The following is a 26734-nucleotide window of genomic DNA, read 5'->3' as shown; positions in this document are numbered from 1 at the left end:
TAACTTTACTTAAAAGCGCATTAGGCAGGTAATTACATATGTAATTACCTGCTTTCTTTTATATCTTTCCTATCAGTATTTTTAGATATTTGTCAGTTTGGCTTATATTTAAAGTTCAACTAATTCCCGGATTATGATGGCCGCTATCCTGCCTGCCGAAAAATTCCGGGATAGTATATGGTGGGGTAAGAGTTTTTCGTTATCTTTGCTCTCTACATGATAAAACTGATTTTATTTTCCTGTTAACCATTAGGATCATAAGATATACCTTCTTGATGATTTCTTTAAGTAAAAAATGAGAATTAATGAATATGAGAAATTTGTTTTTGACTTTAGCTTTTGGTCTATGTTCCGGCATATTCGCCCAAAATACGACAGTTTTTGAATCTCCTATTATGGGGTGGAGCTCATGGAATACCTATCGGGTTCATATCAATGACACCTTAATAATAAGACAAGCGGATGCTATGGTGCAGAAAGGGTTGAAAGAAGTGGGCTATTCCTATGTGAATGTAGATGACGGTTTTTTTGGATGGCGGGATGAAAGAGGAGTGATGCAAACACATCCCGAACGTTTTCCGAACGGATTGAAGGGGGTGGCTGATCATATTCATTCTTTAGGATTAAAAGCCGGCATTTATTCGGATGCGGGAAGCAATACTTGTGGTTCTATCTGGGATAAAGATATGAACGGAATAGGTTCCGGTTTGTATGGACATGAATTTCAGGATGCCACGTTGTATTTTAAAGAGTGGGGATTTGATTTTATCAAAATTGATTATTGCGGAGCCGGTCAGGAATTGAATTTGGAAGAGGAAAAGCGATATACAGAGATTCGTCAGGCTATAGATAATCTGGGTTGCGGACATGTTTCTATTAATATCTGTCGATGGGCTTTCCCGGGTACTTGGGCTAGAAACATTGCTCGTTCATGGCGAATCAGTGCGGATATCCGTCCGGAGTGGGGATCAGTAAAGTATATTATCAATAAAAATCTTTATCTGTCTGCCTATGCGGGAGAAGGTCATTATAATGATATGGATATGTTGGAAATAGGCCGGGGGCTAAAGCCTGAAGAGGAAGAGGTGCATTTTGGAATGTGGTGCATCATGAGTTCACCTTTGTTGATAGGATGTGATCTGACAACCATTCCGGAGGCGTCATTAAAACTGTTGAAAAATAAAGAACTGATAGCTTTGAACCAAGACCCTTTAGGATTACAGGCATACGTAGTTCAGCATGAAAATGAAGGGTATGTGTTGGTGAAAGATATAGAACGGAAGCGTGGTAATGTACGTGCGGTTGCTTTATACAATCCTTCGGACACGATTTGTAACTTTACAGTTCCGATGAATATTTTGGAATTAGGAGGAAAAGTTAAGGTACGAGACCTGATGAAACAGCAGGATTTACCGGAGATAAAAGGGGGTGTTCTGAATCGGGAATTGCCTCCCCATAGTGTGCTGATTTTACGTATGGAGTCCGAAAAGAGGTTGGAACCGACTGTTTATGAAGCGGAATGGGCTTATCTGCCTTGTTTCAATGATTTGGGAAAGACTCCGAAAAGCATCGTATATGTTCCGTTACATGAAGCATCCGGAGGCATGAAGGTAAGCTATCTGGGAGGGCGAAAAGAGAATTTTGCAGAATGGAAAGAGGTGTACAGTGAGCAAGGCGGTAAATACGAAATGACTATCCGCTATGTGCCTAAAGCAGACCGTAAGCTGGAAGTCTGTGTGAATAATGAAAAAAGGATTCTTCTTGATTCGCTGTCGGCGGATGAAACTCAAAAAATAGCTTCGATTACTGTTCCGGTGCATTTGAAAGCAGGGTATAATAAGGTACGTATGGGAAGTTCATTTTGCTGGGCTCCGGATATTGACTGTTTTACTTTGAAAAAAGTAAGTGAGTAAGCTGAGAAGATCTATCCTCTTGAAGTACTACTTTGATAAAGAGTAAGAATATGAGTGTAACAGATGTCACCCGTGAGGAATTGTGGGCAAAGCAACATTTGTCTTGCAAAAACATAGATTATGCAGTATGGGAACGGGATAAATCCATGCTCCGGAAGTTATCTAGAATCAATGGCGGCTGTTCTTTCGTGGTGGATGTATATAAAGGATGTTATGCGTATGCTTCTACGGGTTTTGTCGATTGGTTGGGGTATGACAGGCACAAGATAGAAACATTGGAAAAACAGGGTGATTATCTGGAGTCGCGTATTCATCCGCATGATCGTTCCCTATTGGAAGACTTGCAAGTCAGGCTGGGGAAGTTCATTTATAACCAGCCTTTGGAACATCGGAATGACTATTGTAATGTATATAGTTTTCGTATACTCAATGCTCGTGGTAACTATGTGCGTGTAACAAGCAGGCATCAAGTTTTGGAACAGAGCCATGACGGAAAAGCATGGCTCATTATAGGGAATATGAGTATGGCCCCCGGTCAGAAAGAATCAGAACAGGTGGAATGTACTGTTCTGAATCTGAGAAATGGAGAAATGTTTTCACCCGGTGTGGTGATAATGAATCCGGTTGTCAGTCTTACCGGACGTGAAATGGAGATATTACGCCTCATCCAACGAGGATTCTTAAGCAAAGAAATTGCCGATAAATTATGTATCAGTATTCATACCGTCCATATTCACCGGCAAAATCTGTTGCGTAAGCTGGGAGTACACAACTCTTTGGAGGCGATACGCCTGGGACAGGAGTCGGGGCTGTTAAGCTGATTGCCCGATTTCATCGGGTTAAGGCATCCATTCCACTACTCCCGTAATAGGATGCTGCTTTCTCCATTCCTTAAATCCGCTATAATCCCGTACCCCATCTCGGAGGACTGCCTGATAATATTCCACTCCGATAATCTTCTCGGTTTCCGGTGTCTCATATTTTAACCTTAGAATAGTTTCCCGTATTTCATCGGTCATAATTTCCGAAATGCGTTGGGCTACCTTTTCAAAATAACCGTCATAACGTGAACCTTCCCGGATGTGAATCATATCCATCTGCCAAAGTTCGTTTTCTTCATTCTGATACCATGCATGCCATTCAATACAGGCTTCAGAGGTATGCAGTAGATTGGCACATTCTATTCTTTTGATAGACGGATTCTCTGCTAGTCTGGCCATTGCCAGAAAACTGTCCGCTAGGTTCAAGGGTGATGAATAAATATGGAAATCAATGTCCCTATGTTTCATCAGTAACCCTGTTCTGAGTGAACCTACCAGATTAATTTTTGCACCGGCATCTTCCCATATCTGGATGATGTTCGTGTTTTTGATAACTTGCCAGGCTTTCTCCTGATTCTGTTTGGCAATGTCGAAAATATTCATACGCTATCTTTTATGGTGAGTTTGCAAAAGTAGAGAAAAGCTTTCAAACTGAAGATAGTTATAAATAACTATTTATTGCCGGAATGAATCGGGAGAAAGGGTGTGGCAAGGAACTTAGTAATGCTTCCTTTTCAAGTAAATGACAGATTGTATTCCTAACATGATGACAAACAGATATTCTGTTGTCATATATACCGCTAGAGGTGCATATATACAGTGGCTCAGCCAGTAAAGATAAAGAAGATATACCATAATGGTAACCATTTGAAAGATAAAGGCAATTTTTGTCTTTCCGGTTCCAGTGACAGCACTGATGTAAACATATCCGGGCACTGCGAATACATAATTAAACAGCATAACGATGAAAGGGGGGACAGTGTGTTGCACCAGTGTTTCATTGTTGGTGTAAAATCTGATAATCCAATAATTACAAAGCAATGCGATTCCTACCAGTGGAAGACCGATGGCATATCCCATTTTGATGATTTTGTGGCAGATAGGAAAAACACCTTTTCGTTGTCCAGCTCCTACAAGATTGCTTACTAAGGAACTATTGGTGGTTCCTAAAGAACTGACAATCACAAAAAAGAGGGTGGAAACGCTGCGGGTAATGTTGGATACGGCCAGTTCCATCTTTCCTAAATGTTCGATGGCGACGAAGAACAGGAACCATGGCGCCATGCTGATAAAAGAATGCAGCATGCTCCATACGGACAGGTAAAACAGTCTTTTCAATAGTTTTCCATCAACTACCGGTTGTAGTCCATATTTGTTTTTATCAATCTTTCTCCACATATAGATAAGGAGAATGATTAAAGATACCATTTCTGCCAGCGTTGAGGCTATTGCCGATCCTGCTATCCCAAACTTTAAGGTAAATATCAATAGATAATTGAAAGGAATGTTGATAAGTACGGCTGCTATTGCAGACCAAGATAAGGTCCTGGTCTTTGTTATTCCCACAAAAAAAGCCCGGAGTGCCAGAAAGGGAAATGAAAATAAAAGTCCGAAACTGCGCCAGTCCAGATAGTCCGTTATGGCCTGATAGATTTCCGGTGAGGTAATTAATTGTTTCAAAAGGAAGGGAGAAAGGCCCTGTATCAACAAATATAAAGAGAGCGCTAGTCCGGAAAGGAAAAAGAGTCCTTGAAAGAAGGTACGTCCTGTCTCGGCATAGTTCTGTTCTCCATTCCTGCAGGCAATCATGACTTGCAGCCCTATGCTGAAACCGAAGCCTAGCATATAAGTTACCAGATAATATATTCCTGCTAAGGCAGATGCGCCAAGTTCCACTTCACCGACATGGCCCAGAAAGACGGCATCGGTAATATTGATTAATTGCTCCATTAAAACGCTCATCATTATGGGAAAGTTGATGAGCCATATTTGTCTATATGTATAATTCATTGTTTAACTTAATGTATACACCATGCTTATGCACTTATCGGTTTGGGGATGGTGCATAATCTGTATGAATTGATAATAGGGGTATAAAACTCTGTAACGAATCTTGTTTAAGATCCGTCAGAATAGCTGAATAGCTTGGGGAGGTAGTGCTATTTGTTGAATGTAGCTATATACAGAGTTGATGTTTCATTAGTTAAACAATTGTGTTTTGCAGGTTAAATCAAATCTCCTGGTTCGGCATAAATTTTGTATTCGCTCTCTAGTCCCTTGAAATCTTTTCTGAGGAGTACAATTTTAGCTTTGGGGGTAAGCCAAATGTTTAGTGGAATGGCATTCTCTTCTTGAAATGAAAATATAGTGCTGAATTCTTTTCTCAAAGATTCGTCTGAGGTTGCGGTATAATTAGGTAATGAGAAAAATGAATTTATGTAGTCATACAGTATCTGTTTACTTTTTATAGATCCCCCTTTTTCATATTTCTCACTTCTAGCATACAGCACAACAGATGGAATACCTTGATGGATATGAGTCTGTGTACTCAGATGATATTCGTCTAGATTATTTGCATAGCCTGTGATAAAACTGGAGTCGGTTACGTCTTTCCAATTGAAAGCTAGGAAATCTTTTTTATTTGTGATATCAATGGATATTGTATCACTACTATAGATTATTTCATTGTTTTTGTAACCTAGCAGATAAGTCTTGTATGTGCCGGGTGAGTAATAAACATGTGCCCATTTGAAGAATGTTGTTTCCACATATCTGGCGTAATTTGAATGACTGAATACTTTAAAACTATTTGGGGAATGAGATGATTTCCACACTATGGAATCATACACTTCGCTTAAACAAGGTGCATCTTTACCAAAATCAAAAGATTGGTAGAACACAATAGGAGCAAATATGTTTTGAGAACTTTTTTCTGCTTCTAATATAATTTTTATGTCTTTATTTTCTGTTTCTTTATTTTTGTCACCATCCATATCGGCCTCTTCTTTGGAGCAAGACAAAGCAAAGAAGGTAAGTAGCAAACAGTAGAATCTCTTTTTCATATTGTTTCTGAGGCTTGGTAAATAGTTCTGTTTGTAATGTCGAAAACAAAGTTAGCAAATATATTTGATAATCTTAGCTCTATATCCTATATTTTATTTCAGACTGATGATTTGATAATCAAAATTGGTAAAAAAGAGACATTTACAGAGACTCGAAAGGTTCCTGCACATACCTCATATACTCCTCATAGTCTATATACCTTCCACCCATTGACTTTAAGTGTGGTGTCTCAAATTGACAATCTATCAAGGTCCCTCCCAATTCTTGAAATGTTTGTGCCAGATAGATAAGCGCCAGTTTCGACGCATTAGGAACCAAAGAAAACATACTTTCACCAAAAAAACACTTTCCCAAAGTGACTCCATAGAGCCCGCCGACCAGGCAAGATTCTTCCCATACTTCCACACTGGCTGCAAAACCTTGTTCATGCAGGCGGGTGTAGGCTTTCATGATATCCTCTCCCAACCATGCTCCCGCTTCTTCCATCCGCAGATTACCGCAAGTTTGAATCACTTCATGAAATGCCTGGTTAAAACTAACTCCGTATCGTCCTTTGTTCATAAGGGTACGCATGGAGTGGGAAATGTGAATCTCGTTAGGGAAAATCACAAATCGTTTCAGGGGACACCACCATTGTATCTGTTTTTCACGGAAAGCATACCAGGGAAATATGCCATTGGAATAGGCAAGGATGAGGCGGTCTACAGAGAGGTCACCACCCACAGCCAATAGTCCGTCCGGCTCGCCATAGTAAGGGTCGGGGAAAACAAGTTTTTGAGTTAGTTGAAAGACCATAATGTTTTTTATTTGTGTGATTCATATACTGTCTCCTGTAGGGACTGACTCGTATGTATGCCCCTACGGAGGAGTTACCGGTTTCATTTAGGCTTGTTGCTCTTTGAGTACTTGCAAGCTCAATTGTCCGTTCTCTACTGTCACTTCCACTTTGCCTCCCGTTTTTAATGTTCCGAATAGAATTTCACGCATAAGCAGTGGTTTCAGATGCGAGGCAATTGCCCTGTCCATTTCTCTGGCCCCATATTCTTTGGTAAAACCTAGCTTCAGCAGATGTTTATAGGCTTCCAGGCTGAGTTCCATTTCTACATGACGCGCCGACAGCTTGTTTCTCAGTTCGCCGAGCTTTTTGTTTAGGATGAGGGAAGCCATTCCGTAATCCATATCATGGAAAACAACTGTTGCAGATAACCGGTTGATGAATTCAGGCTTGAAAGTTTTCTTAACTTGTTTCAACATTGCCTCTCCAGCAGCAACCTGTCCGCCGAAACCTATAGAGGCTTGGTGTGCGAATTGCGCTCCGGCATTGGAGGTCATGATAAGTATCACATGACGGCAGTCCGCTTTTCGTCCTTTGTTATCCGTCAGTACGGCATAGTCCATAACTTGCAGCAGAATATTGAACACATCGGGATGTGCTTTCTCGATTTCGTCAAGCAGTAACACACAATTGGGAGTTTTGCGGATAGCATCTGTCAGCAGTCCACCGTCTTCATAACCTACATATCCGGCAGGTGAGCCGATGAGTTTGGCCACTGTATGCTTTTCCGTATATTCGCTCATGTCAAAGCGTTGCAGGGCGATACCTAGTTCGGAAGCCAATACTTTGGCTACCTCTGTCTTTCCCACACCGGTGGGGCCGACGAAGAGAAGGCTTGCCAGTGGTTTGTTTTCGTCCAGTAGCCCGGCTTTGGCCATTTGTACGGCTTCCACCACTTGGCAGACAGCTTCTTCCTGACCGTATATCTTTGCACTGATGCGTTCATGCAAGGTTTCTAATGTGGCATTGTCTTCTTCCTTCATGGCAAGTACATCCACTTTACAGATACGTGCCAGTATATCGGTTATCAATGCTTTGTCCACCGTTTGTTTTTCTGTATCTGTGGGGTGGATCTCACGATAAGCACCGGCTTCGTCTACCAGGTCTATGGCCTTGTCGGGCAAGAAACGGTCGCTGATGTACCGTGCGGCGGCTGTAACGGCATACGCTATCACTCCTTCTTCATAAATCACTCCGTGGAACGTTTCGTATTTTTCTTTTAACCCTTCCACTATGTGGATGGTTTCCTCGATTCCCGGTTCTTGTATGTCAATCTGTTGGAAACGCCGTACTAATCCTCTGCTACGCGAAAAATAGCGGTTGAATTCTTCGTAAGTAGTGGAGCCGATAAATCGGATCTCTCCTCCTTCCAGATAAGGCTTGAGCATATTAGAGGCATCCATCGAACCGTCTCCCGTCCGTCCGGCGCCTATCAGGTTATGTATTTCATCTATATATACGATGGCGTGTCCTTCTTTCCGTATTCCTTCCATAATGGCTTTCAGCCTTTTCTCGAACTCACCCCGATATTGTGTACCGGCCAATAAGTTGCCTAAATCCAGCTCGTAGATACGACAACCTGTGAGACGTTCGGGAACATTGCCTGCTTCTATACGTGCGGCCAGTCCGTAGGCCAGTGCGGTTTTTCCCACTCCCGGTTCGCCCACGTGCAGAGGATTGTTCTTTTCTTTGCGGCAGAGAACCTGAATGGTGCGTTCCAATTCCACATCCCTGCCTATAAGCGGATTCCGGTCTTGCAGGCCCTCGTTGAGGCAGGTAACATAGTTACGCCAAGGCTCGCTTTTCTCTTGCTCAGAGGAAGTTTCCTCTTGAAACTGATTCATGTGCTCGTAATTTGAAATGAGGGTGCTGAGGAATTCCGGCATATCTTCGCCCACTGTTTTTTTTAACAGATAGCCAGCCCATGAATCTTCCAGTTGAAGCATTCCTTGTACCAGATGAGGAACATCCATTTCTTCTGCGCTTGAATGGCTGATTGTCATATAGGCATATTGCAGCAGCTCGGAGAGTTGACCTGAAATTTCCAATTCATATTCTATTTCTTGAGGAACTCGTTCCACTTCTTTTGACAGATATTCGGAAATGGACTGGGACAGTTCTTCCGGGGTACAAAAACACTCTGCCAATGCTTTTTGAAAAGGAACTTGTTTCAGCAATGCGCTCAATAAGTGTTCGGGCGTGATAAATTCATGCCGATATTGCATCGCTTGGCTCTGCGCAGAAGCGAAAGCGTAGTTCACCGAATCGGTATTTGGTATATCCATATCTTATTCTTGATTTTTTATTCTTCTTCCGGTGTAACCGTGAGTCGGAGAGGGAATCCCTCTTCACGAGCCATACGGGTGGCTTTTTGTACTTTTGACCGGGCGATATCATACGTATAGATGCCTACTACGGCCGATTCACTTTTATGTACCTGCATCATCAAAGCTTCTGCTTCCATCGTTGATTTGAAAAAAACGGTAGTTAATATCTTTACAACAAATTCCATTGTAGTAAAGTCGTCATTGAAAATGATAACTTTGAAGCGTCGCGGCTCGTGAAGGTCTATACGTTCTTTTTCTTTATAAGATGATTGTTGTTGTTCCATATTGGTATTTGTCATACGTACTTATGGCACAAAGGTAGGGAAAGTATTGGAAAGGTAGGGTAGGGAAGAGATGAATTTTGTCTCCCAAAGTAGCTAGAATGGCGAACTTCACAAAACTCATAACCATACCATGGATTGCATTGAAAGATTTGTATCATTCATAAATGGTATCACTAATAAAAAAGGGCAGAAACAATGCTATTATAAATAAAAAGAACAGAATATCACTCTTTTTCATAGATAGAAATGTGTTTTTCATTAATATTTGCGATAAACATACGAAAAAACTTCTAACTTCCTAACCAAACAACAATTTAAATTCGAGGTGTGAAGGAATGGCAAATAAGATTGCTTTCAGGCAATTTTATGTATAATATGGTCTGTGATTAATAATTCGACGGCTCTTTATTTGTTATCTAGCCATAATCTTTTATCTTTGTTTCCCGTCATGGAATAAAGTAAAAAGGTTATTATGAAAACAAGAGGATGGATTTTAACTGTAATTTGTAGTATGTTGTTATTGGTGGCGGGTATCACTTTTGCATCAATGGTGCTTGTCGGGCAACCGGCTTTGGCAAACGAATCATTGTGGTGGTGGATCTTGATAAATCTTGGTGTGATGGTTTTATTATTCGGGTACGGCGTGAAGCGGGGAATCCAGATATTGCGTATCTTCAGCATACCGAAAAGCAAACTGACACGGGAACCAGGTGTCGTGGTTTGTGATTATAATATCAGCCTGAAAAAGTATGCTTTGTATAAATTGTGGGACATCCGTCATTTCAGTTTTTCTTTGTTGTTTATCATTTATATTTGTATTGCATTGTGTACAGGGCACTATATTGTTCCCGAAGAGCAAAGCCTGTTCAGCCCGCTGCTGATTTGGTTCTTGTGTCTTATCTATATCTTGATTATGCTGCCTGTCAGACTAAATAAAATTTATAAGCGGAGTATTGCAGGGCAGACTTGGGTGGAAATAACTCCGGAAGGGTTGACATATGACAAGGCGAAACTGAAACAGACATTCCCTTGGGAAGAGATAGCAGGTATAGCTCTTTATAAGACCTATTGCTTTCTGTATGATAAAAGAGGCGGTGAATTTTTGATTGTAACTTCGGATGAAAAGGTGAAAGAATCCCTTCTTTACTATTTAAATACGAAAAAATAATGAATTAAAGCTAAGTGTTTTTCATAATAAGGTTGTTCGTATTATTATAATGTGTATTTTTGTAACAAAGTAATAATGAAAAACCTCTTAAGTATGAAAACACCTGTTCTCGCGCTATTCATTTCTTTAGTGGCATTTGGAGCCTGTGTGTCCAATAAACAAACCCAGCCGTCAACCGATTATACCCAATTGGTGAATCCGTTTATCGGAACCGATTTTACCGGCAATACTTATCCGGGAGCGCAAGCGCCTTTCGGAATGGTACAACTTAGTCCGGATAACGGCTTGCCCGGATGGGACCGTATTTCCGGCTATTTTTATCCGGACAGTACGATTGCCGGATTCAGTCATACCCATTTGTCGGGGACGGGAGCCGGAGACTTGTATGATATCTCTTTTATGCCTGTTACTTTGCCTTATCAGGAAGCGGAAGCTCCTTTAGGCATCTATTCCAAATTCTCTCATGCGGATGAAGAGGCTTCAGCAGGTTACTATCGCGTGTTGCTGAAAGATTATGATATCAATGTGGAATTAACTGCTACAGAGCGTTGCGGCATCCAGCGTTATACGTTTCCTGAAGGGGAGTCGGCTGTCTTTCTGAATCTGAAGAAAGCGATGAATTGGGATTTTACCAATGATTCTTATATTGAAATAATTGACTCATGCACTATTCAGGGATATCGTTTTTCTGAAGGATGGGCAAGAGACCAGCATGTGTATTTTCGTACTCGTTTCTCCAAACCGTTTGCTTCGGTAGAGATGGATACTACTGCCATTACTTTGAAAGGTAAACGTGTAGGTACGGCTTATATCGCCCGCTTTAATTTTGATACGGAAAAAGGAGAACAGATTGTTCTGAGTACTGCTCTTTCGGGAGTGAGCATGGAAGGTGCCGCTAAAAACATGGCGGCTGAGGCACCTCACAATGATTTCGATAAATATTTGGCTGAAACTAAAGATAATTGGAACCGCCAGCTAGGAAAAATAGAAATAACAGGTGACAACAAGGACGATAAGGTCAATTTCTATACAGCATTGTATCATACTATGATTGCCCCGACTATTTACAGTGATGTGGACGGGTCTTATTATGGTCCCGATAAGAAAATTCATCAGACGGATGGTTGGGTGAATTATGGAACCTTTTCATTGTGGGATACTTATCGTGCCGCACATCCGTTATTTACTTATACGGAACCTCAACGTGTCAATGATATGGTGAAATCATTCATTGCTTTTTATGAACAGAACGGACGTTTGCCGGTATGGAACTTTTGGGGAAGTGAAACTGATATGATGATTGGCTACCATGCTGTGCCTGTTATTGTTGATGCTTATTTGAAAGGTATTGGTGATTTTGATGCTGAGAAGGCATTGGAGGCTTGTGTGACTACTGCTAATTTGGATAATTATCGTGGCATTGGTTTGTATAAAAAGTTAGGATATATACCTTATAATATAAAGGATGAATATAATGCGGAAAATTGGTCGCTTTCCAAGACATTAGAATATGCTTTTGATGATTATTGCATAGCCGAAATGGCCCGGAAGATGGGGAGGACTCAATTAGCGGACGAATTCTACAAGCGTTCTCAGAATTATCGCAATGTGTTCAATCCGGCATCAAGCTTCATGCAGCCGATAGATGATAAAGGAATATTCCAACCTAATTTCAGCCCGGATGACTACACTGCCCATATTTGTGAAAGTAACGGTTGGCAGTACTTTTGGTCTGTACAGCAGGATATTAAGGGGTTAATTGCCTTGACTGGTGGTAAGGATCGTTTTACAGAAAAGTTGGATAGTATGTTTACTTATATCCCGGCTAGTAATGCAGATTTGCCTCTTTTCAGTACAGGTATGATTGGTCAGTATGCTCATGGTAATGAGCCTAGCCATCATGTGATTTATCTATATAATAAGGTACGTCAGCCTTGGAAAACTCAGAAGTATGCGGCGCAGGTCATGCATGACCTTTATTTCAATGCACCTGCCGGACTGTGTGGTAATGAGGATTGTGGACAGATGTCTGCTTGGTATGTATTCAGTGCTATGGGATTTTATCCTGTCAATCCGGTAAGTGGTGAATATGAGATTGGTACGCCGTTGTTCTCCGAAATACAGATGCATTTGGATAATGGAAAAACGTTCACAGTACTGGCCCCTGGAGTAAGTCGTGAAAATATCTATATCCAGTCGGTGAAAGTAAATGGGCAACCATACGATAAGAGCTATATCACACACCGGCAAATAATGGACGGTGCTACTGTAGAATTTGAAATGGGTCCGGAACCGGGAAATATTTGGTATAGATAATAATTGGTTCAACTTATTAAGAATTGTACAAGAGGTGAGTTAAAAGTGATATTTGTTGTTATCGTTTTGCTGTAGAGGCGGGTTGAATCTGCGTGAAAATTGTATGATGAGCGGAAGCTTTCTACCCCTGCAGTGGATGATTGGATCGTTATTTGGAACATTGGCTCCCTCCTCATACAAAGGTGAATTATATAATATGAACGAGGAACTTGATGACACCTATAAGGCCGTCTTTCGTCAATGCTATCCTAAGCTGTTGTTTTATGCGACACGGCTGGTCGGTACCGAAGAAGCCGAAGATGTAGTGCAGGATGTTTTTGTGGAGTTGTGGAGGCGGAGAGATTCAGTCGTCATAGGAGAGCAGATTTTAGCTTTCCTTTATCGTTCTGTATATACCAAGGCTATAAATTTATTGAAGCATCAGGTTATAGAGAACAACTACAGTGCGGCAATGATAGAAATCTATGAACGAAAATTGCAATATTACCAGCCGGATCATGCTGAAGTTATTAAAAAGATAGAGAATCAGGAATTACGTCAGGAAATTTTTGAAGCGATTAATGAATTGCCGGATAAATGTAAGGAGGTGTTCAAACTGAGTTATCTTCATGATATGAAAAACAAGGAAATTGCTGATACTCTTGGTATTTCTTTACGTACCGTAGAGGCACATATGTATAAGGCCTTGAAATTTTTGCGCGAACGTCTCAGCCATTTATTATTGTCATTGATTATATTTTCAGCAAAACTGCTAAGTGTTTTTACAAGTTGAATTGTTTACTATATGAATAGGGAAAAAGATGAGTAAACTTAACGAAGATATTATTATCAGGTATTTGGAAAACCGATGCTCGGAGGAGGATTTTGTTCTTATCAATGAATGGATGAAAGAATCTGATGAGAATGCCGGAGAGTTATTCCGTATGGAGGAGATTTATCAGTTAGGTAAATTCCCCTTTGAGGAGGAAAATCTGGTAGCGAAGGCAGAGCGCAGGTTGGGTAGAAGATTGGAACAGGAAAATCAAAAGAGACAGGAGGTGTTCAAGCTTAAGAGTGTGTTGCGTTATGCAGCTGCTATAGTGGGCGTGATAGTGCTGGCTGCGGGATTGGCCTATTGGTTCCGGAATAAAGCGGAGGAATTGGTGGTAGCATCGGCTGCTCATGGACAAGTGCGTGAGATGTTGTTGCCTGACGGGACAAAAGTATGGTTGAACCAGTCGTCTGTTTTAAAATATCCGCGTGCTTTTGAAGGAAAAGAACGTCATGTATATCTGGATGGGGAGGCTTATTTTGAAGTGGCACGTAATCATGAGAAACCTTTTACGGTAAAAAGTCAGGCAATGGATGTCAGGGTCTTGGGAACCTCTTTCAATATAAAATGCCGTCCGGATAACAGTTTTGCTGAAACGACTCTGGTAGAGGGGGAAGTTGAGGTAAAAGATAAATCAGATAAAGGCAGAATTACTTTGTTACCGGGACAAAAGGCTGTTTTAAACAGGGTGACAGGGCGGATGCAGGTAAAACAGGTCGATCCCAAGATGGAGATAGTCTGGCATAATGATTTGATTCCATTTGAAAAATCATCTATTTTCCAGATTGCGGCAGCATTGGAACGGTTCTATGGGGTGAAGATTATCCTTTCACCGGATGTAGACAGTACCAATACTTATTCAGGAGTGCTGAAAAAGAAAGATAATATAGAGTCTGTGCTGAATTCTTTGCGTAACTCTATTCCTTTCAATTATAAGAAAGTAGATGATAACAATATATTTATCTCATCGGAAACGAAATAATTTTTAAATAAAGAACTATGAAAATCAACATGCTCTTAAGCGGCTGTCTTCTAGGGTTATTGTGTTTCACCGCATGTGATTCTGAGGGCAATGAAATGAATGATTACACCCACTATGTCAACTCTTTTATTGGTACAGGAGGCCATGGACATACCCATCCGGGTGCTATGGTTCCCCATGGCATGATACAGCCGGGACCAGATACTCGTATTGACGGTTGGGATTCTTGTTCCGGATATTATTATGAAGATACTACGATCAATGGCTTTGCCCATACACGTCTTAGTGGTACCGGGTGTGCGGATTTCGGAGATTTCCTGTTGATGCCGACTGTAGGTGTGCAACGCACTGATTTCTTGGGAACAGAAAGCCAGAAGCGTCCTTTCGCATCGGCTTTTTCTCATGAAAAGGAACATGCCGAACCGGGATATTATTCTGTCTTCCTGGATACATACGGGGTAAAAGCCGAACTGACCTCAACAGAGCGTGCGGCAATGCATCGGTATACTTTCCCGGAAAGTAAGGAGTCAGGATTTATCTTGGATATGGACTATAATATTCAGCAACAAATCAATCAGGTCATGGAAGTGGAGGCTGTGAATGATACTGTGTTGCGGGGGCGCAAACGCAGTGCCTATTGGGCATACCGGCAGGATCTTTATTTTTATGCCGTATTTTCCAAACCCTTCACGTATACTTTGTACACGGATACTGTTCAGGAAAATGACAAACAGATTCCTGTATGCAAAATGCTTTTGCATTTTGAAACGGCGAAAGACGAACAAGTGCTGGCTAAGTTCTCTATCTCTTCTGTTGATGCGGAAGGTGCTTATAAGAACCTCCAGGCTGAGATGCCCGGTTGGAATTTTGATGGAGTGCGTGCCGATGCTAAGAAGAAATGGAATGAATGCCTGTCAAAGATTGCAGTCAAAACCAATAATGAAGACCAGCGTGCCATTTTCTATACGGCTATGTATCATGCTTTCCTAAGTCCCAATCTGTTTACAGATGTAGACGGGCGTTACTTGGGAATGGATTTGAAAGTGCATACCACCGACATGAAACATCCGGTTTATACCATTTTCTCTTTGTGGGATACTTTCCGTGCGTTACATCCGTTACTGACTATTGTCGATCCTCAGTTGAATACGGAGTTTATCCGTTCATTGATAAAGAAGCATCAAGAAGGTGGTATTTTCCCGAAATGGGATTGTGTATCCAATTATACCGGAACGATGGTAGGGTATCATGCGGCTTCGTTGGTAGCCGATTCTTATGTGAAGGGATATCGCGATTTTGATGTGCAGGAAGCTTACAAGGCATGTTTGCGTGCGGCGGAATATGATACGACCGGCATTGTCGCTCCCGGTTGGCTGATTCCTTATGTAATGCCTAAGGCTCGTTACTATAAGAATACCCTTGGCTATATCCCGTGTGATCGTGAGAATGAATCGGTTGCGAAAGCGTTGGAATATGCATACGATGACTGGTGTATTTCCGTGTTGGCAGACAGCCTGGGAGATACTGAAACCAAGGAGAAATATGCCCGTTTTGCGGATGCGTACGAATTTTATTTTGATCCTGCCACCCGTTTCATGCGCGGATTGGATAGTAAAGGTGAATGGCGTACCCCGTTCAATCCCCGTTCTTCCAATCACCGTAATGATGATTATTGTGAAGGAACTGCATGGCAGTGGACTTGGTTTGTTCCGCATGATATTCCGGGATTGGTGAAGTTGATGGGTGGAGAGGATGCTTTCGTTGGAAAGCTGGATTCTTTGTTTACGGTTTCTTCCCAGTTGGAAGGAGAGGCTACCTCTGCTGATATCACAGGACTGATAGGCCAGTATGCGCATGGCAATGAGCCGAGTCATCACATTACTCACATGTATAACTATGTAAACCGTCCATGGCGTACTCAGGAATTGGTTGACAGTGTGCTGCATAACCAGTATTTCAATGCTCCTGACGGCTTGTCGGGTAATGAAGATTGCGGTCAGATGTCTGCATGGTATATTTTGAACTCCATGGGCTTCTATCAGGTATGTCCCGGCAAGCCGGTTTATTCTATCGGACGTCCGTTGTTTGAGGAGGTGACGATTAATCTGCCCGACCGCAAGACTTTCGTTATCCGTACCCACAACAACTCGAAGACCAATAAGTACATTGAGTCGGTTCTGTTGAACGGAAAACCACTGGATGTTCCTTTCTTTACCCATAATGACATAGTACGTGGGGGAACGATGGAGATTACCATGAGCTCCGTACCGACGGAATGGGGAAAACAGATAAAGAATTAAAAAGTATAACTTAACCCAAATAACAATATCATGAAAAAATTATTTCTATCAGTTGCAGTCCTGTGTGTTACACTGTTTGTGCAGGCAAAGGATTATGCAGACTATGTGAGTCCGTTGGTAGGTACACAGTCTTCCTTTGAACTCTCTACAGGAAATACTTATCCTGCCATATCCCGTCCATGGGGTATGAATTTCTGGACTCCCCAGACAGGAAAGATGGGGGACGGATGGCAGTATGTCTATACGGCTAATAAAATCCGTGGTTTCAAACAAACCCATCAGCCCAGTCCGTGGATTAATGACTATGGTCAATTTTCCATCATGCCCGTAACTGGAAAACCGGAATTTGAGGAGGACAAGCGTGCAAGTTGGTTCTCTCATAAAGCTGAAATTGCAAAACCTTATTATTATAAGGTTTATTTGGCAGAACATGATGTGGTGACTGAAATGGTTCCTACGGAACGTGCCGTTATGTTCCGCTTTACTTTTCCTGAAAATGACTCATACGTAGTGGTTGATGCTTTTGATCGTGGCTCATCTATCAAGGTGATTCCCGGAGAAAACAAAATTGTGGGCTATACCACTCGCAACAGTGGTGGTGTTCCTGCCAACTTCAAGAATTATTTCGTTATTGAGTTTGATAAGCCGTTTACTTATGAGGCTACGTTCTCTAACGATGTACAGCCTGAAAAACCGGACGGCAGTGTTCCTGTAACCTTGAAAGAAGGTAAACTGGAGCAGACTGATTTCCATACCGGAGCCGTTATCGGTTTCAAGACAAAGAAAGGCGAAGTAGTTCATGCCCGTGTCGCTTCTTCATTCATCAGTCCTGAACAAGCAATTCAGAATCTGAAGGAATTGGGTGGAGACAGTTTTGAAGTATTGGTACAGAAAGGTAAAGATGCCTGGAATGAGGTCTTAGGTAAAGTAGAAGTGGAAGGTGGAACATTGGATCAATACCGTACTTTCTATTCCTGCTTGTACCGTTCCTTGTTGTTCCCGCGTAAATTCTATGAACTGGATGCCAATGGGCAACCTGTTCATTACAGTCCTTACAATGGGGAAACATTGCCGGGATATATGTATACGGATACAGGATTCTGGGATACATTCCGTTGCTTGTTCCCTTTCTTGAACCTGATGTATCCTTCGGTAAATCAGGAAATACAGGAAGGTTTGATTAATACTTATAAGGAAAGCGGCTTCTTCCCCGAATGGGCCAGCCCCGGTCATCGTGGTTGCATGGTCGGCAATAATTCAGCTTCTATCTTGGTCGATGCTTATCTGAAAGGAGTACGTGTGGAAGATGTGGAAACATTATACAAAGGACTGATTCATGGAACGGAAGCTGTACATCCTGAAGTTTCTTCTACCGGACGTCTGGGGTATGAATATTATAACAAGCTGGGCTATGTGCCTTGTGATGTGAAGATTCATGAGAATGCAGCCCGTACATTGGAATATGCATACGATGACTGGTGTATTTATCAGCTGGCGAAAGAATTGAAACGTCCGAAGAAGGAAATCGCACTCTTTGCCAAGCGTGCCATGAATTACAAGAACCTGTTTGATTCGGAAAGCAAGCTGATGCGCGGCAAGCAGAAGGACGGCAAATTCGCTCCTAAATTCTCACCGTTGAAGTGGGGAGGTGACTTTACGGAAGGAAACAGCTGGCACTATTCTTGGTCTGTATTCCATGATCCCCAAGGCTTGATTGACTTGATGGGAGGTAAGGAAATGTTCGTTACCATGCTTGATTCTGTCTTTTCGGTTCCCCCTATCTTTGATGATAGCTATTATGGACAGGTGATTCATGAAATCCGTGAAATGACAGTTATGAATATGGGTAACTATGCACATGGAAACCAGCCCATTCAGCACATGATTTATATGTATGATTATGCGGGTCAGCCTTGGAAAGCCCAATATTGGTTGCGTGAGGTGATGAACCGTATGTATACAGCCGGACCTGACGGATATTGCGGTGACGAGGATAATGGACAGACTTCGGCATGGTATGTATTCTCTGCATTAGGATTCTATCCGGTATGTCCCGGTACAGATGAATATATTCTGGGTGCTCCGTTGTTCAAGAAAGCGACACTGCATTTTGAAAACGGAAAGAACTTGGTAATAACCGCACCGGATAACAGCGATACCAACCGATATGTAGATGAAATGCGTGTAAACGGTACTGTTTATACCAAGAATTATTTGAAACACAATGAATTGTTACAAGGTGGTGTTATCGATTTCAAGATGACCGACCGTCCGAATATGCAACGTGGAACACAAGAAAGTGATTTGCCTTATTCATTTTCAAAAGACGAAACAATGAAATAAAAGTTTCACCATGCATTTCTCTTTTGTAAAGAGAGGTTGGAGGGGGATGTTCTCTTTTGGCAGCATTGCAAGAGTACATCCCCTTTTTGTTTTTAAATATTTCTTCTATACGTCAAAGTCCGATGATATCACTACTTTTGCCTTTCCTCTGTTTTTTCTAGAAAATTTAGAAAAAAGAACGAGATGGAGTAAGTGTTTTCTTTTAGCTGCCTGTTTTTATTCTCGAAAGGGGCATGAGAACCCCTTCACTGGAGAAAAATAAGTCAGTGTTAACTAATTTAATAAATTATGAAAGGCAATCAATTAATGAGAAAGCCCAAATTACTCAGGGCACTTTTGATTCTTTTGTTTGTGGCTGCACCCATGCAATGGACCCGCGCACAAATTGTTCTTTCAACTCCCAAGACAACTCTTGGAGCGGTAATCAAGAACATCAAATCACAGTCTAACTATCAGTTTTTCTATGATGACAAACTGGCTGAAACGCCGGTGAATGCCATTGATGTAAAGAACGGTTCATTGCAGTCTGTACTTGATGCAGCTTTGCAAGGCAAGGGAATCACCTACAAGATAGAGGATAATATTGTCTATCTATCAGCACCCGGAGAACCTCAGACACCTCAACAGACAGGACAGGAGCATACAGTGACCGGAACAGTGGTTGATGCGACAGGAGAGGCCTTGATTGGTGTAAACGTACAAGTGAAAGGAAACCCTACAGCCGGTACGATTACTGACTTTGAAGGTAACTATTCTTTGTCGGTTCCCGGAAATGGCGAGATTGTGTTCTCATACATTGGTTACCGTTCGGAAACGTTGAAGCCCGATGGCAAGAATGTACTGAACGTAACCATGCAGGAAGACACACAGCAGATTGGCGAAGTGGTGGTAACCGCTTTGGGGATCAAACGTGAGAAGAAGATGTTGGGTTATGCGGTTCAGGAACTGAAAAGTGATGAACTGAACAAGACAGGTGACCCGTCTGTGACCAGTGCCTTGCAAGGTAAGGTGGCAGGTCTTCAGATGAATACTTCGGCTACAGGTTTAGGTGGTTCTACGAAAATCACCATTCGTGGTAACTCTTCTCTTACCGACAACAATCAGCCGTTATGGATTGTGGATGGCGTTCCTTTCAGCGACACTAGCACTTCAAGCGCATCCCGCTATGATGGTGTTGACCGTGGTAGCGCTTCCATGGACATTAATCCGGATGACATCGAGAGCATCTCGGTATTGAAAGGTCCGAATGCGGCTGCTCTTTACGGTTCGCGTGCAGGTAATGGCGTTATCTTGATTACGACAAAGAAAGGCAGTAAGAAAGATGGTTTCGGAATCCGTTATAGTGGTAACTTCACTTGGACAGCTATCGGCGAGACATTGGATATGCAACGCCGTTACGGACAAGGACATATTGATACAAAAGATGCCAAGACTGCGGTGTATGACAAAACGGATAGCGGAAGCTGGGGCCCGGTATTGGATGGAAGCATGAAAGAGGCTTGGAACGGAGAAACTTACGCTTACTCTAACTATGGGGATAAGTTGAAAGATTATTTTGATACCGGTTTCTCGCATACGCATAACGTATCTATCAGCAACGGTACAGAGAAATCACATTTCCGTACTTCTTTCGGATACTCAGATAATGACGGTGTATTCCCCACTGAAAGTTTGAGCCGTGTGAATGCCGACCTGAATGCAGGAACGGAATTGAACAAATGGGTGTCTATGGACGGAAAGATTTCTCTTTCACGTACAAAAGCCGATAACCGTCCACTGTATGGTGATTACGGTGCTATTTCCCAGTTGATGAGAATCCCTAACAACGTCCGTCTGGATGACTTGAAACAATATTCTGATGAAACTCATGCGCATGTGAACTGGACAGGACCTACTGCCAGTATCCGTAATCCTTATTATGTATTGCATCAGCGTCAGAATTCAGATGAACGCTGGCGTGCTTTCGGATATTATAGCATGAAAATCAATTTCACAGATTGGCTGCATCTGTCTGCCAAATACGCTTTTGACTACTACCGCACCAGAGTGCAAAGCACCAATGCGGGTGATGGTATCAATGGAGAAGCCAATACTTCCATGATTACGAATGACTCAATGGATCGTAGTGAAGAAAACTTCTTCGAGTCAAATGCTGAAGTCATTTTGATGGGTGACCGTCAGTTGACTGATAACTTCCGTCTGGGCTTCAATGTCGGTGGTAACTTTATGTACCAGCGTTCGGAAACTTTGGGTGTGGGCGTAGGTAATATGGTGGATAAAGGTAATTGGATGCTGAATGCGGCCAATTTGTTGAGAACCGGTAGTGAGGATGGTTACAAGCGTGCCATGAACTCAGTGTTCGGCTCTGTACAGATGGCATGGAAGGAATATCTGTCTTTGGATTTGACAGCTCGTAACGACTGGTCATCCACTCTTCCGTCAGGTAACAATTCTTTCTTCTATCCGTCTGCCAACCTCAGTTTCGTAGTTTCCGACTTTTTGCGCTCCATCGACAAACCGTTGCCAAGTTGGGTAACATTTGCCAAGGCACGTCTGTCTGCCGCACAGGTAGGTAAGGACACAAGCCCTTATCAGTTATACAACACCTACTCTTTCAAATTCGATAATGGTGTATTGACTCCGACCAAGGATAATGTGAAGATGAACGATCAGTTGAAGCCTGAAATCGCGACCTCTTATGAAGCAGGTCTGGACATGAAGTTCTTGAACAACCGTCTGGGCTTTGACTTTACTTACTATTACAGCAAAACAAAGAACCAGATTATGAAAGTGCCCGCAGCAGCTCCCTGGAGTGGTGGCCAATGGGTAAACGCAGGTATGGTAACCAATCAAGGTGTAGAATTTATGTTGTATTCCACTCTGGTAGAAACAAAGGATTTCGCTTTTGATTTGAATGTGAATATGGCTCACAACGTATCGAAAGTGAAAGAACTGGCTCCGGAAGAAAATGTGAACTATATGTTCTTTAACGGTGATGGAAACTTCCCTGTAAAAGTAGGTACACGCGCCGGACACAAATTAGGCGAGATTTATGCTACATCGCTTTATAAGCGCAATGAAAACGGTGATATTATCGTAAATGAAAATGGTTTGCCCATGACTGTGACCAATGAGTCTGAATATGTGAACAAACCTATCGGTAATATCCAACCTAAGCTGACCATGTCTGTATCTCCTACCTTTACTTATAAAGGGATTACACTGTCTGCACTGTTTGATATGAAATTCGGTGGTGATATCTTCTCTTATTCCGAGATGCTGGCTACCGGAAACGGTTTGGCTAAGCGTACCTTGAACCGTGGTGAGGAAAACAACTATATGATGGTATTCCCCGGTGTGACAGAATCAGGCGAGGTGAATACAAAACAGGTTTCCGCCTCAGAATACTACGGCTCATTGCAGGCTGAGGATTTCATCTACGATGCTTCATTCATTAAACTGAAAGAATTGTCAATCGGCTATTCATTCCCTTCATCTATGCTGAAGAAGACTCCTGTCAACTCGCTGAATGTTTCATTTGTAGCACGTAACTTGTGTTATCTGATGAAGCACACGCCGGGTACAAGCCCCGAAGGCGGCTATGACACTACGATGTTCTCACAAGCCATTGACTATGCATCGTTGCCGTTTACACGTACTTTCGGTATTTCTATCAACTTAGGTTTCTAATTAATTAAAAGGAAAAACTGATTATGAAAATCAAATTATATAAATCCGTAGCCTTATGCTCATTGCTGGCTCTGGCCGGATGCCATGATTTTGAGGAATTGAATACAAATCCTTACGCACCGATTTACGACCCGACTGTGGAGAATGTATCGGCCGATGGAATAGACATTGATTACACCTTGACAGACAATGCCATGGCAAGTTTGAAAGGGATGGAAGGCGCTATCGGAAGTATTTTTGCCAATTTCACCTACGAAGGTCTTTACAATGATTATCAGACAACGACCAATCTGACTCATGATATCTATGCCGGTTATTGGGGAAACAATGTCAGCGGCTTTGTGAATCAGGCGCCTACCTATTCTTATACGGATGGATGGTCGGCCAGCCGATGGAAGCATTTCTATGATGACCGCAGCACTTCGGAATACAGTCAGTTGGTCAAGACATTCTATTTCTGTAATAAGGATTATTATCATACGGCATTCTATATTACCCGCATTTATTATGCTTTCTTGTTGTCCATGCAGACAGATACTTACGGAGATATTCCCGTCGCTTATTATGTGAAGGGAGCTATGCCGCCGGAAGAAAATGTGTCTTATACGCCTCAGAAAGAGGTCTATAATATCCTTTTCCAGCTGTTGGATCAGGCTATAACAGAGTTGCACCAGGAAAATCTTCCTGCTGTCAGTCAGTATGATTTAGGTGACAATGACAAATGCTATGGAGGTGATGTGGACAAATGGCGTCGTTTTGCCAACACACTGCGTTTGCGCCTTGCTTTGCGTGTATCCAATGTAAATCCGGAATTGGCCCAGACTCAGGCAAAAGCAGCTTTGACAGATCCGGCCGGTCTGATGCAAAGCCAGGATGACAATATGAAGCAGACTCCAAAACGTCAGTATATCGCCGGCGGTAATGAAAATATATACGCATTGTTGTTCAGCTGGACCGGCAATGCTGTATTGTCGAAAGAAATGGAACGGGCCTATAAGAATCAGGCCTTGAAAGAAGGTGCGGCAGCCGATGCCGTTACTTTCAATGAGAATTCAGAGAATTGTTATCTCGACCCTCGTTGTGAAGTTTTATGGTTCCGTCCTACTCCGTTTGATTCGTTGACTACCAGTCCGCTTCCCACAGAGAATCTGAAGAGAGATTTCAACGGGGTGATGAATGGAGAAACCAATGTAGGCGGCTCTTATCTGAACAGATACTCTGCCAACCGTTGTATTCTGTCATCTGATGCCATGAACAAGGATTATTGGTGGAATCTGGCCCGTGAAATAGTCTGGATGGGGTATTCTGAAAGTTTGTTCCTGAAAGCGGAAGCAGCATTGCGCTGGCCGTCATTGGTGGATGAAACTGCTGAAGCTCTTTATTTGAAAGGTATCAAGGCATCTATGGATTATTATGAAATTGATGCGGACAAGGCCAATGAATACATCAGTCATCTGGATGGCGTAAAAGCATTTGCCGGTGGTAGTAAGGAAGAACAATTGGAACAGATTATTACTCAGAAGTGGATTGCCGTTTTCCCGAATGGAAATGAAGGATGGGCAGAAGTGCGTCGTACCGACTATCCGCGTTATCTGCTGGCTCCGGTTAATGGAAACAATTCCAATGGAGAAGTGGCGTCCGGCAAGCTTATCAAACGCATCAACTATCCTAACAGCGAGTCCCGTAACCCTAATAAACCGGGCAATGTGAACCAGGGTAGCCGTGTATGGTGGGATGTGGCCGATACGATGAATGATAAAGGTCAGTGGCATACTCCGAATAATTTCCGATAGAAATTGCTATCTTTGTATCCTAGGGAACATAAAAAGAAACAAAATGAAGCAAATTCTATTTTTATTGGCAGCCGTCCTGTTATTGGGCGGCTGTGCGGAAGAGAAGAAGACCGACGTTCGTTGGGCTACTTTTAATGTCCGTTATGACAATCCGCAAGACAGTTTGAACAATTGGCAATATCGGAAAGACCGTGTGTGCCAGTTTATTAAGGACCGTGAACTGGATATTGTCGGTATGCAGGAAGTTTTGCATAACCAGTTTCAGGATCTTCGTGCAGGCTTGCCCGAATACGATGGTATCGGTGTGGGACGTGATGACGGGAAGACAGCAGGTGAATATGCGCCGCTATTCTATCGTAAGGACAAATATGAGGTGTTGGACTCCAATACTTTCTGGTTGGCCGAAAATCCCGATAGCGTAGGAATGATGGGATGGGATGCGGTTTGTGTCCGTATCGCCACTTGGGCGAAATTTAAAGACAAGGCCACCGGAAAGATATTCATGGCTGTCAATACTCATTTTGACCATGTAGGTGAAGAGGCTCGCCGTCAAAGCGCATTGCTCATTATTCGTAAGATAAAAGAGATCGTAGGCGAACGCCCCGCAGTGGTTACGGGTGACTTTAATGTGACCGATGCGAGCGATGCATACGAAACGATTACTACCAACGAGTTTGTGATGAAGGATGCTTATAAGACGGCTGCCCGTGTGACCGGCGTTGATTATACTTTTCATGATTTTGCCCGTATTCCGGCCGAGGATTGTGAAAAGATTGATTTCATCTTTGTCACTCCGCAAGTTCTGGTAAAGAACTGTGAGATACCGGCTGAAGTACCGGAAGCTTTGCTTTCCGATCATAATCCTCAGTTGGCTGACTTGGAATTCTGATTTTTTTAATAGGTGAACTTACGCCGGTAGAGTCTTTAAAAGGGCTTTATCGGCGTTTGTATTACAATAACTTTTTCAAATCTTCAATGTTTGGCAGAGCGTTACGAAGTCGTTCCGGCATATCTTTAGATGCACGGTAAGTGGCAACTCCCATCGGCTTGTTATAATCACGAACGGCAAACTCTACAAAGGTTTGGTTCATTTCTTTGCAAAGAATTATTCCGATAGAAGGGTTTTCGTGCGGTTTTCTGATATATGTATCTAAAGCGGATAGATAAGTATTCAACTGCCCCAAATAAGAAGTGCGGAATTTTCCGGATTTAAGCTCAACTGCGACTAAGGAGTTAAGCTCCCGATTGAAAAAGAGCAAATCAATAAACATTTCTTCTCCTGCAACTTCCATGCGATATTGATTGCCTATAAAGCTGAAATCTTGTCCGAAGGTCATAATAAACTTCTTCACATTGGCAACAAATTGCCTTTTCTACTATTTTTTCGTCTAAGTCCTCTTCCTGCTTTCAGTTCCTCCACATTGATGAAATCAAGCAAGTATTCATCTTTGAATGAACAAACAACTTTTAGCGCTTGCTTAGTATCAGGCAATGTTTGTGCAAAATTGTTGGGTAAAGTTCCCCGATGGCTGTATAGATCTGCTTTTAAGTAATCCCTTAACGTGTATTTACTCCAATAGCGAATGGCGCACTCATGTATATAAAATAGTCTTGCTTCTAAAGTCTTGGCTTTGGATATTATTTCGGTATGGTGACTAAAGCCGATTGAAAAGAAGTCTGACCAATTAAATTCATCCGCCACTGGCTGATGAATTGCTACAAGAAGCAATTTTTCATTCAACACCAAATCATCAGCCAATGGCGGATGATTTAAAACTTTATCCCACTCTTCATAAAAAATACGCATATTTCTTATGCTTGTTGCTGAAAATCCCCTCAGCCCCGGCAATTCTTTTTGTAACAGAGAAGATATTTGTTCAATGGCACCTTTCCCCCAAAAGCCTGTACGGGAATTTTCCGACACGTAACGCCCGATGCCGTAATAAAGAGATAATTGTTCCTTATTTACTGATGCGGCTGCACGGTACTGGCTTCGTAAGATAGCTTCTTTTATGGCCTTTACTGCTTCTCTATAATTCTGATTTATATTCATTTGCACTTTGTTATATGTGACAAAAGTACAAAATT

General features: G+C 42.2%; 17 protein-coding genes and 1 pseudogene. 11 read left to right on the top strand and 7 right to left on the bottom strand.

Going from position 1 to position 26734, the window contains the following annotated elements; genetic code table 11:
* Positions 1 to 305: 305 nt before the first annotated feature.
* Together AB5935_RS05490 and AB5935_RS05485 are read left to right on the top strand one after the other, a co-directional pair.
* Entirely contained in the window at positions 306 to 1913 is a 1608-nt protein-coding gene (locus AB5935_RS05490) for an alpha-galactosidase D (protein ID WP_007832857.1), read from the top strand.
* Positions 1914 to 1963: 50 nt separating this feature from the next.
* Complete coding sequence (locus AB5935_RS05485) at positions 1964 to 2734, top strand: LuxR C-terminal-related transcriptional regulator (RefSeq protein ID WP_007841100.1); 771 nt, start codon at positions 1964 to 1966, stop codon at positions 2732 to 2734.
* 18 nt (positions 2735 to 2752) lie between these two features.
* On the opposite strand, the gene AB5935_RS05480 is transcribed toward AB5935_RS05485, so the two are convergent.
* The 6 genes from AB5935_RS05480 to AB5935_RS05455 all read right to left on the bottom strand — a co-directional run bounded on the left by AB5935_RS05480 (position 2753) and on the right by AB5935_RS05455 (position 9243).
* Positions 2753 to 3337 (bottom strand): hypothetical protein, encoded by a 585-nt coding sequence (locus tag AB5935_RS05480; RefSeq protein WP_007832859.1) that lies wholly within the window; start codon positions 3335 to 3337, stop codon positions 2753 to 2755.
* Between the two features lie 114 nt (positions 3338 to 3451).
* On the bottom strand, positions 3452 to 4744 hold the full coding sequence (locus AB5935_RS05475) for an MATE family efflux transporter (protein WP_008654535.1): 1293 nt from the start codon (positions 4742 to 4744) through the stop codon (positions 3452 to 3454).
* Positions 4745 to 4959: 215 nt separating this feature from the next.
* Positions 4960 to 5796, bottom strand: coding sequence for a hypothetical protein (locus tag AB5935_RS05470; protein WP_007832862.1), 837 nt, complete (start codon positions 5794 to 5796; stop codon positions 4960 to 4962).
* 142 nt (positions 5797 to 5938) lie between these two features.
* On the bottom strand, positions 5939 to 6592 hold the full coding sequence (aat, locus tag AB5935_RS05465) for a leucyl/phenylalanyl-tRNA--protein transferase (protein WP_007832864.1): 654 nt from the start codon (positions 6590 to 6592) through the stop codon (positions 5939 to 5941).
* 87 nt (positions 6593 to 6679) lie between these two features.
* Positions 6680 to 8917: an AAA family ATPase gene (locus AB5935_RS05460; protein ID WP_008672787.1), complete on the bottom strand. Its 2238-nt coding sequence runs from the start codon at positions 8915 to 8917 to the stop codon at positions 6680 to 6682.
* A gap of 17 nt (positions 8918 to 8934) precedes the next feature.
* Positions 8935 to 9243, bottom strand: a complete 309-nt coding sequence (locus tag AB5935_RS05455; protein ID WP_008654537.1) for an ATP-dependent Clp protease adaptor ClpS — start codon at positions 9241 to 9243, stop codon at positions 8935 to 8937.
* A 472-nt stretch (positions 9244 to 9715) separates the two neighbouring features.
* Between AB5935_RS05455 and AB5935_RS05450 the strand changes: the two genes are divergently transcribed.
* The 9 genes from AB5935_RS05450 (at position 9716) to AB5935_RS05410 (ending at position 25535) form a co-directional block, all read left to right on the top strand.
* Positions 9716 to 10411: a hypothetical protein gene (locus AB5935_RS05450; protein ID WP_007832870.1), complete on the top strand. Its 696-nt coding sequence runs from the start codon at positions 9716 to 9718 to the stop codon at positions 10409 to 10411.
* A 93-nt stretch (positions 10412 to 10504) separates the two neighbouring features.
* Positions 10505 to 12727 carry a GH92 family glycosyl hydrolase gene (locus tag AB5935_RS05445; RefSeq protein WP_007848853.1) on the top strand — a complete coding sequence of 741 codons (2223 nt, stop codon included), beginning with the start codon at positions 10505 to 10507 and terminating at the stop codon, positions 12725 to 12727.
* 196 nt (positions 12728 to 12923) lie between these two features.
* A complete protein-coding gene (locus AB5935_RS05440) occupies positions 12924 to 13499 on the top strand; it encodes an RNA polymerase sigma-70 factor (protein ID WP_008654540.1) in 576 nt (191 codons plus the stop codon).
* A gap of 28 nt (positions 13500 to 13527) precedes the next feature.
* A complete protein-coding gene (locus tag AB5935_RS05435; protein ID WP_007832876.1) occupies positions 13528 to 14520 on the top strand; it encodes a FecR family protein in 993 nt (330 codons plus the stop codon).
* Positions 14521 to 14537: 17 nt separating this feature from the next.
* Positions 14538 to 16820: a GH92 family glycosyl hydrolase gene (locus AB5935_RS05430; protein WP_032933578.1), complete on the top strand. Its 2283-nt coding sequence runs from the start codon at positions 14538 to 14540 to the stop codon at positions 16818 to 16820.
* Positions 16821 to 16850: 30 nt separating this feature from the next.
* Positions 16851 to 19163 (top strand): GH92 family glycosyl hydrolase, encoded by a 2313-nt coding sequence (locus tag AB5935_RS05425; RefSeq protein WP_007841090.1) that lies wholly within the window; start codon positions 16851 to 16853, stop codon positions 19161 to 19163.
* A gap of 288 nt (positions 19164 to 19451) precedes the next feature.
* Complete coding sequence (locus AB5935_RS05420) at positions 19452 to 22853, top strand: SusC/RagA family TonB-linked outer membrane protein (RefSeq protein ID WP_007832887.1); 3402 nt, start codon at positions 19452 to 19454, stop codon at positions 22851 to 22853.
* Positions 22854 to 22876: 23 nt separating this feature from the next.
* Complete coding sequence (locus AB5935_RS05415; protein ID WP_007832889.1) at positions 22877 to 24646, top strand: SusD/RagB family nutrient-binding outer membrane lipoprotein; 1770 nt, start codon at positions 22877 to 22879, stop codon at positions 24644 to 24646.
* Positions 24647 to 24689: 43 nt separating this feature from the next.
* Entirely contained in the window at positions 24690 to 25535 is an 846-nt protein-coding gene (locus tag AB5935_RS05410) for an endonuclease/exonuclease/phosphatase family protein (protein ID WP_007832891.1), read from the top strand.
* Between the two features lie 61 nt (positions 25536 to 25596).
* Here AB5935_RS05410 and AB5935_RS05405 read toward each other — a convergent pair.
* A pseudogene (locus AB5935_RS05405) lies at positions 25597 to 26699 on the bottom strand (PDDEXK nuclease domain-containing protein).
* Positions 26700 to 26734 lie beyond the last annotated feature (35 nt).

This window comes from Phocaeicola sp. RTP21198st1_B8_RTP21198_201120 (assembly GCF_040929485.1).
GTDB classification, from domain to species: Bacteria; Bacteroidota; Bacteroidia; order Bacteroidales; family Bacteroidaceae; genus Phocaeicola; species Phocaeicola dorei.
The sequence above is the reverse complement of the archived record's forward strand: the minus strand, read 5'-3'. Positions and strand labels throughout refer to the sequence as shown.

Bases quoted from the DNA above. Each gene is read 5' to 3' on its own strand.
- AB5935_RS05425 (WP_007841090.1), top strand. From the start codon at position 16,851: ATGAAAAAATTATTTCTATCAGTTGCAGTCCTGTGTGTTACACTGTTT.
- AB5935_RS05415 (WP_007832889.1), top strand. From the start codon at position 22,877: ATGAAAATCAAATTATATAAATCCGTAGCCTTATGCTCATTGCTGGCT.
- AB5935_RS05440 (WP_008654540.1), top strand. From the start codon at position 12,924: ATGAACGAGGAACTTGATGACACCTATAAGGCCGTCTTTCGTCAATGC.
- AB5935_RS05435 (WP_007832876.1), top strand. From the start codon at position 13,528: ATGAGTAAACTTAACGAAGATATTATTATCAGGTATTTGGAAAACCGA.
- AB5935_RS05410 (WP_007832891.1), top strand. From the start codon at position 24,690: ATGAAGCAAATTCTATTTTTATTGGCAGCCGTCCTGTTATTGGGCGGC.
- AB5935_RS05490 (WP_007832857.1), top strand. From the start codon at position 306: ATGAATATGAGAAATTTGTTTTTGACTTTAGCTTTTGGTCTATGTTCC.
- AB5935_RS05455 (WP_008654537.1), bottom strand. From the start codon at position 9,243: ATGGAACAACAACAATCATCTTATAAAGAAAAAGAACGTATAGACCTT.
- AB5935_RS05460 (WP_008672787.1), bottom strand. From the start codon at position 8,917: ATGGATATACCAAATACCGATTCGGTGAACTACGCTTTCGCTTCTGCG.
- AB5935_RS05470 (WP_007832862.1), bottom strand. From the start codon at position 5,796: ATGAAAAAGAGATTCTACTGTTTGCTACTTACCTTCTTTGCTTTGTCT.
- AB5935_RS05445 (WP_007848853.1), top strand. From the start codon at position 10,505: ATGAAAACACCTGTTCTCGCGCTATTCATTTCTTTAGTGGCATTTGGA.
- AB5935_RS05480 (WP_007832859.1), bottom strand. From the start codon at position 3,337: ATGAATATTTTCGACATTGCCAAACAGAATCAGGAGAAAGCCTGGCAA.
- AB5935_RS05430 (WP_032933578.1), top strand. From the start codon at position 14,538: ATGAAAATCAACATGCTCTTAAGCGGCTGTCTTCTAGGGTTATTGTGT.
- aat (WP_007832864.1), bottom strand. From the start codon at position 6,592: ATGGTCTTTCAACTAACTCAAAAACTTGTTTTCCCCGACCCTTACTAT.
- AB5935_RS05485 (WP_007841100.1), top strand. From the start codon at position 1,964: ATGAGTGTAACAGATGTCACCCGTGAGGAATTGTGGGCAAAGCAACAT.
- AB5935_RS05475 (WP_008654535.1), bottom strand. From the start codon at position 4,744: ATGAATTATACATATAGACAAATATGGCTCATCAACTTTCCCATAATG.
- AB5935_RS05420 (WP_007832887.1), top strand. From the start codon at position 19,452: ATGAAAGGCAATCAATTAATGAGAAAGCCCAAATTACTCAGGGCACTT.
- AB5935_RS05450 (WP_007832870.1), top strand. From the start codon at position 9,716: ATGAAAACAAGAGGATGGATTTTAACTGTAATTTGTAGTATGTTGTTA.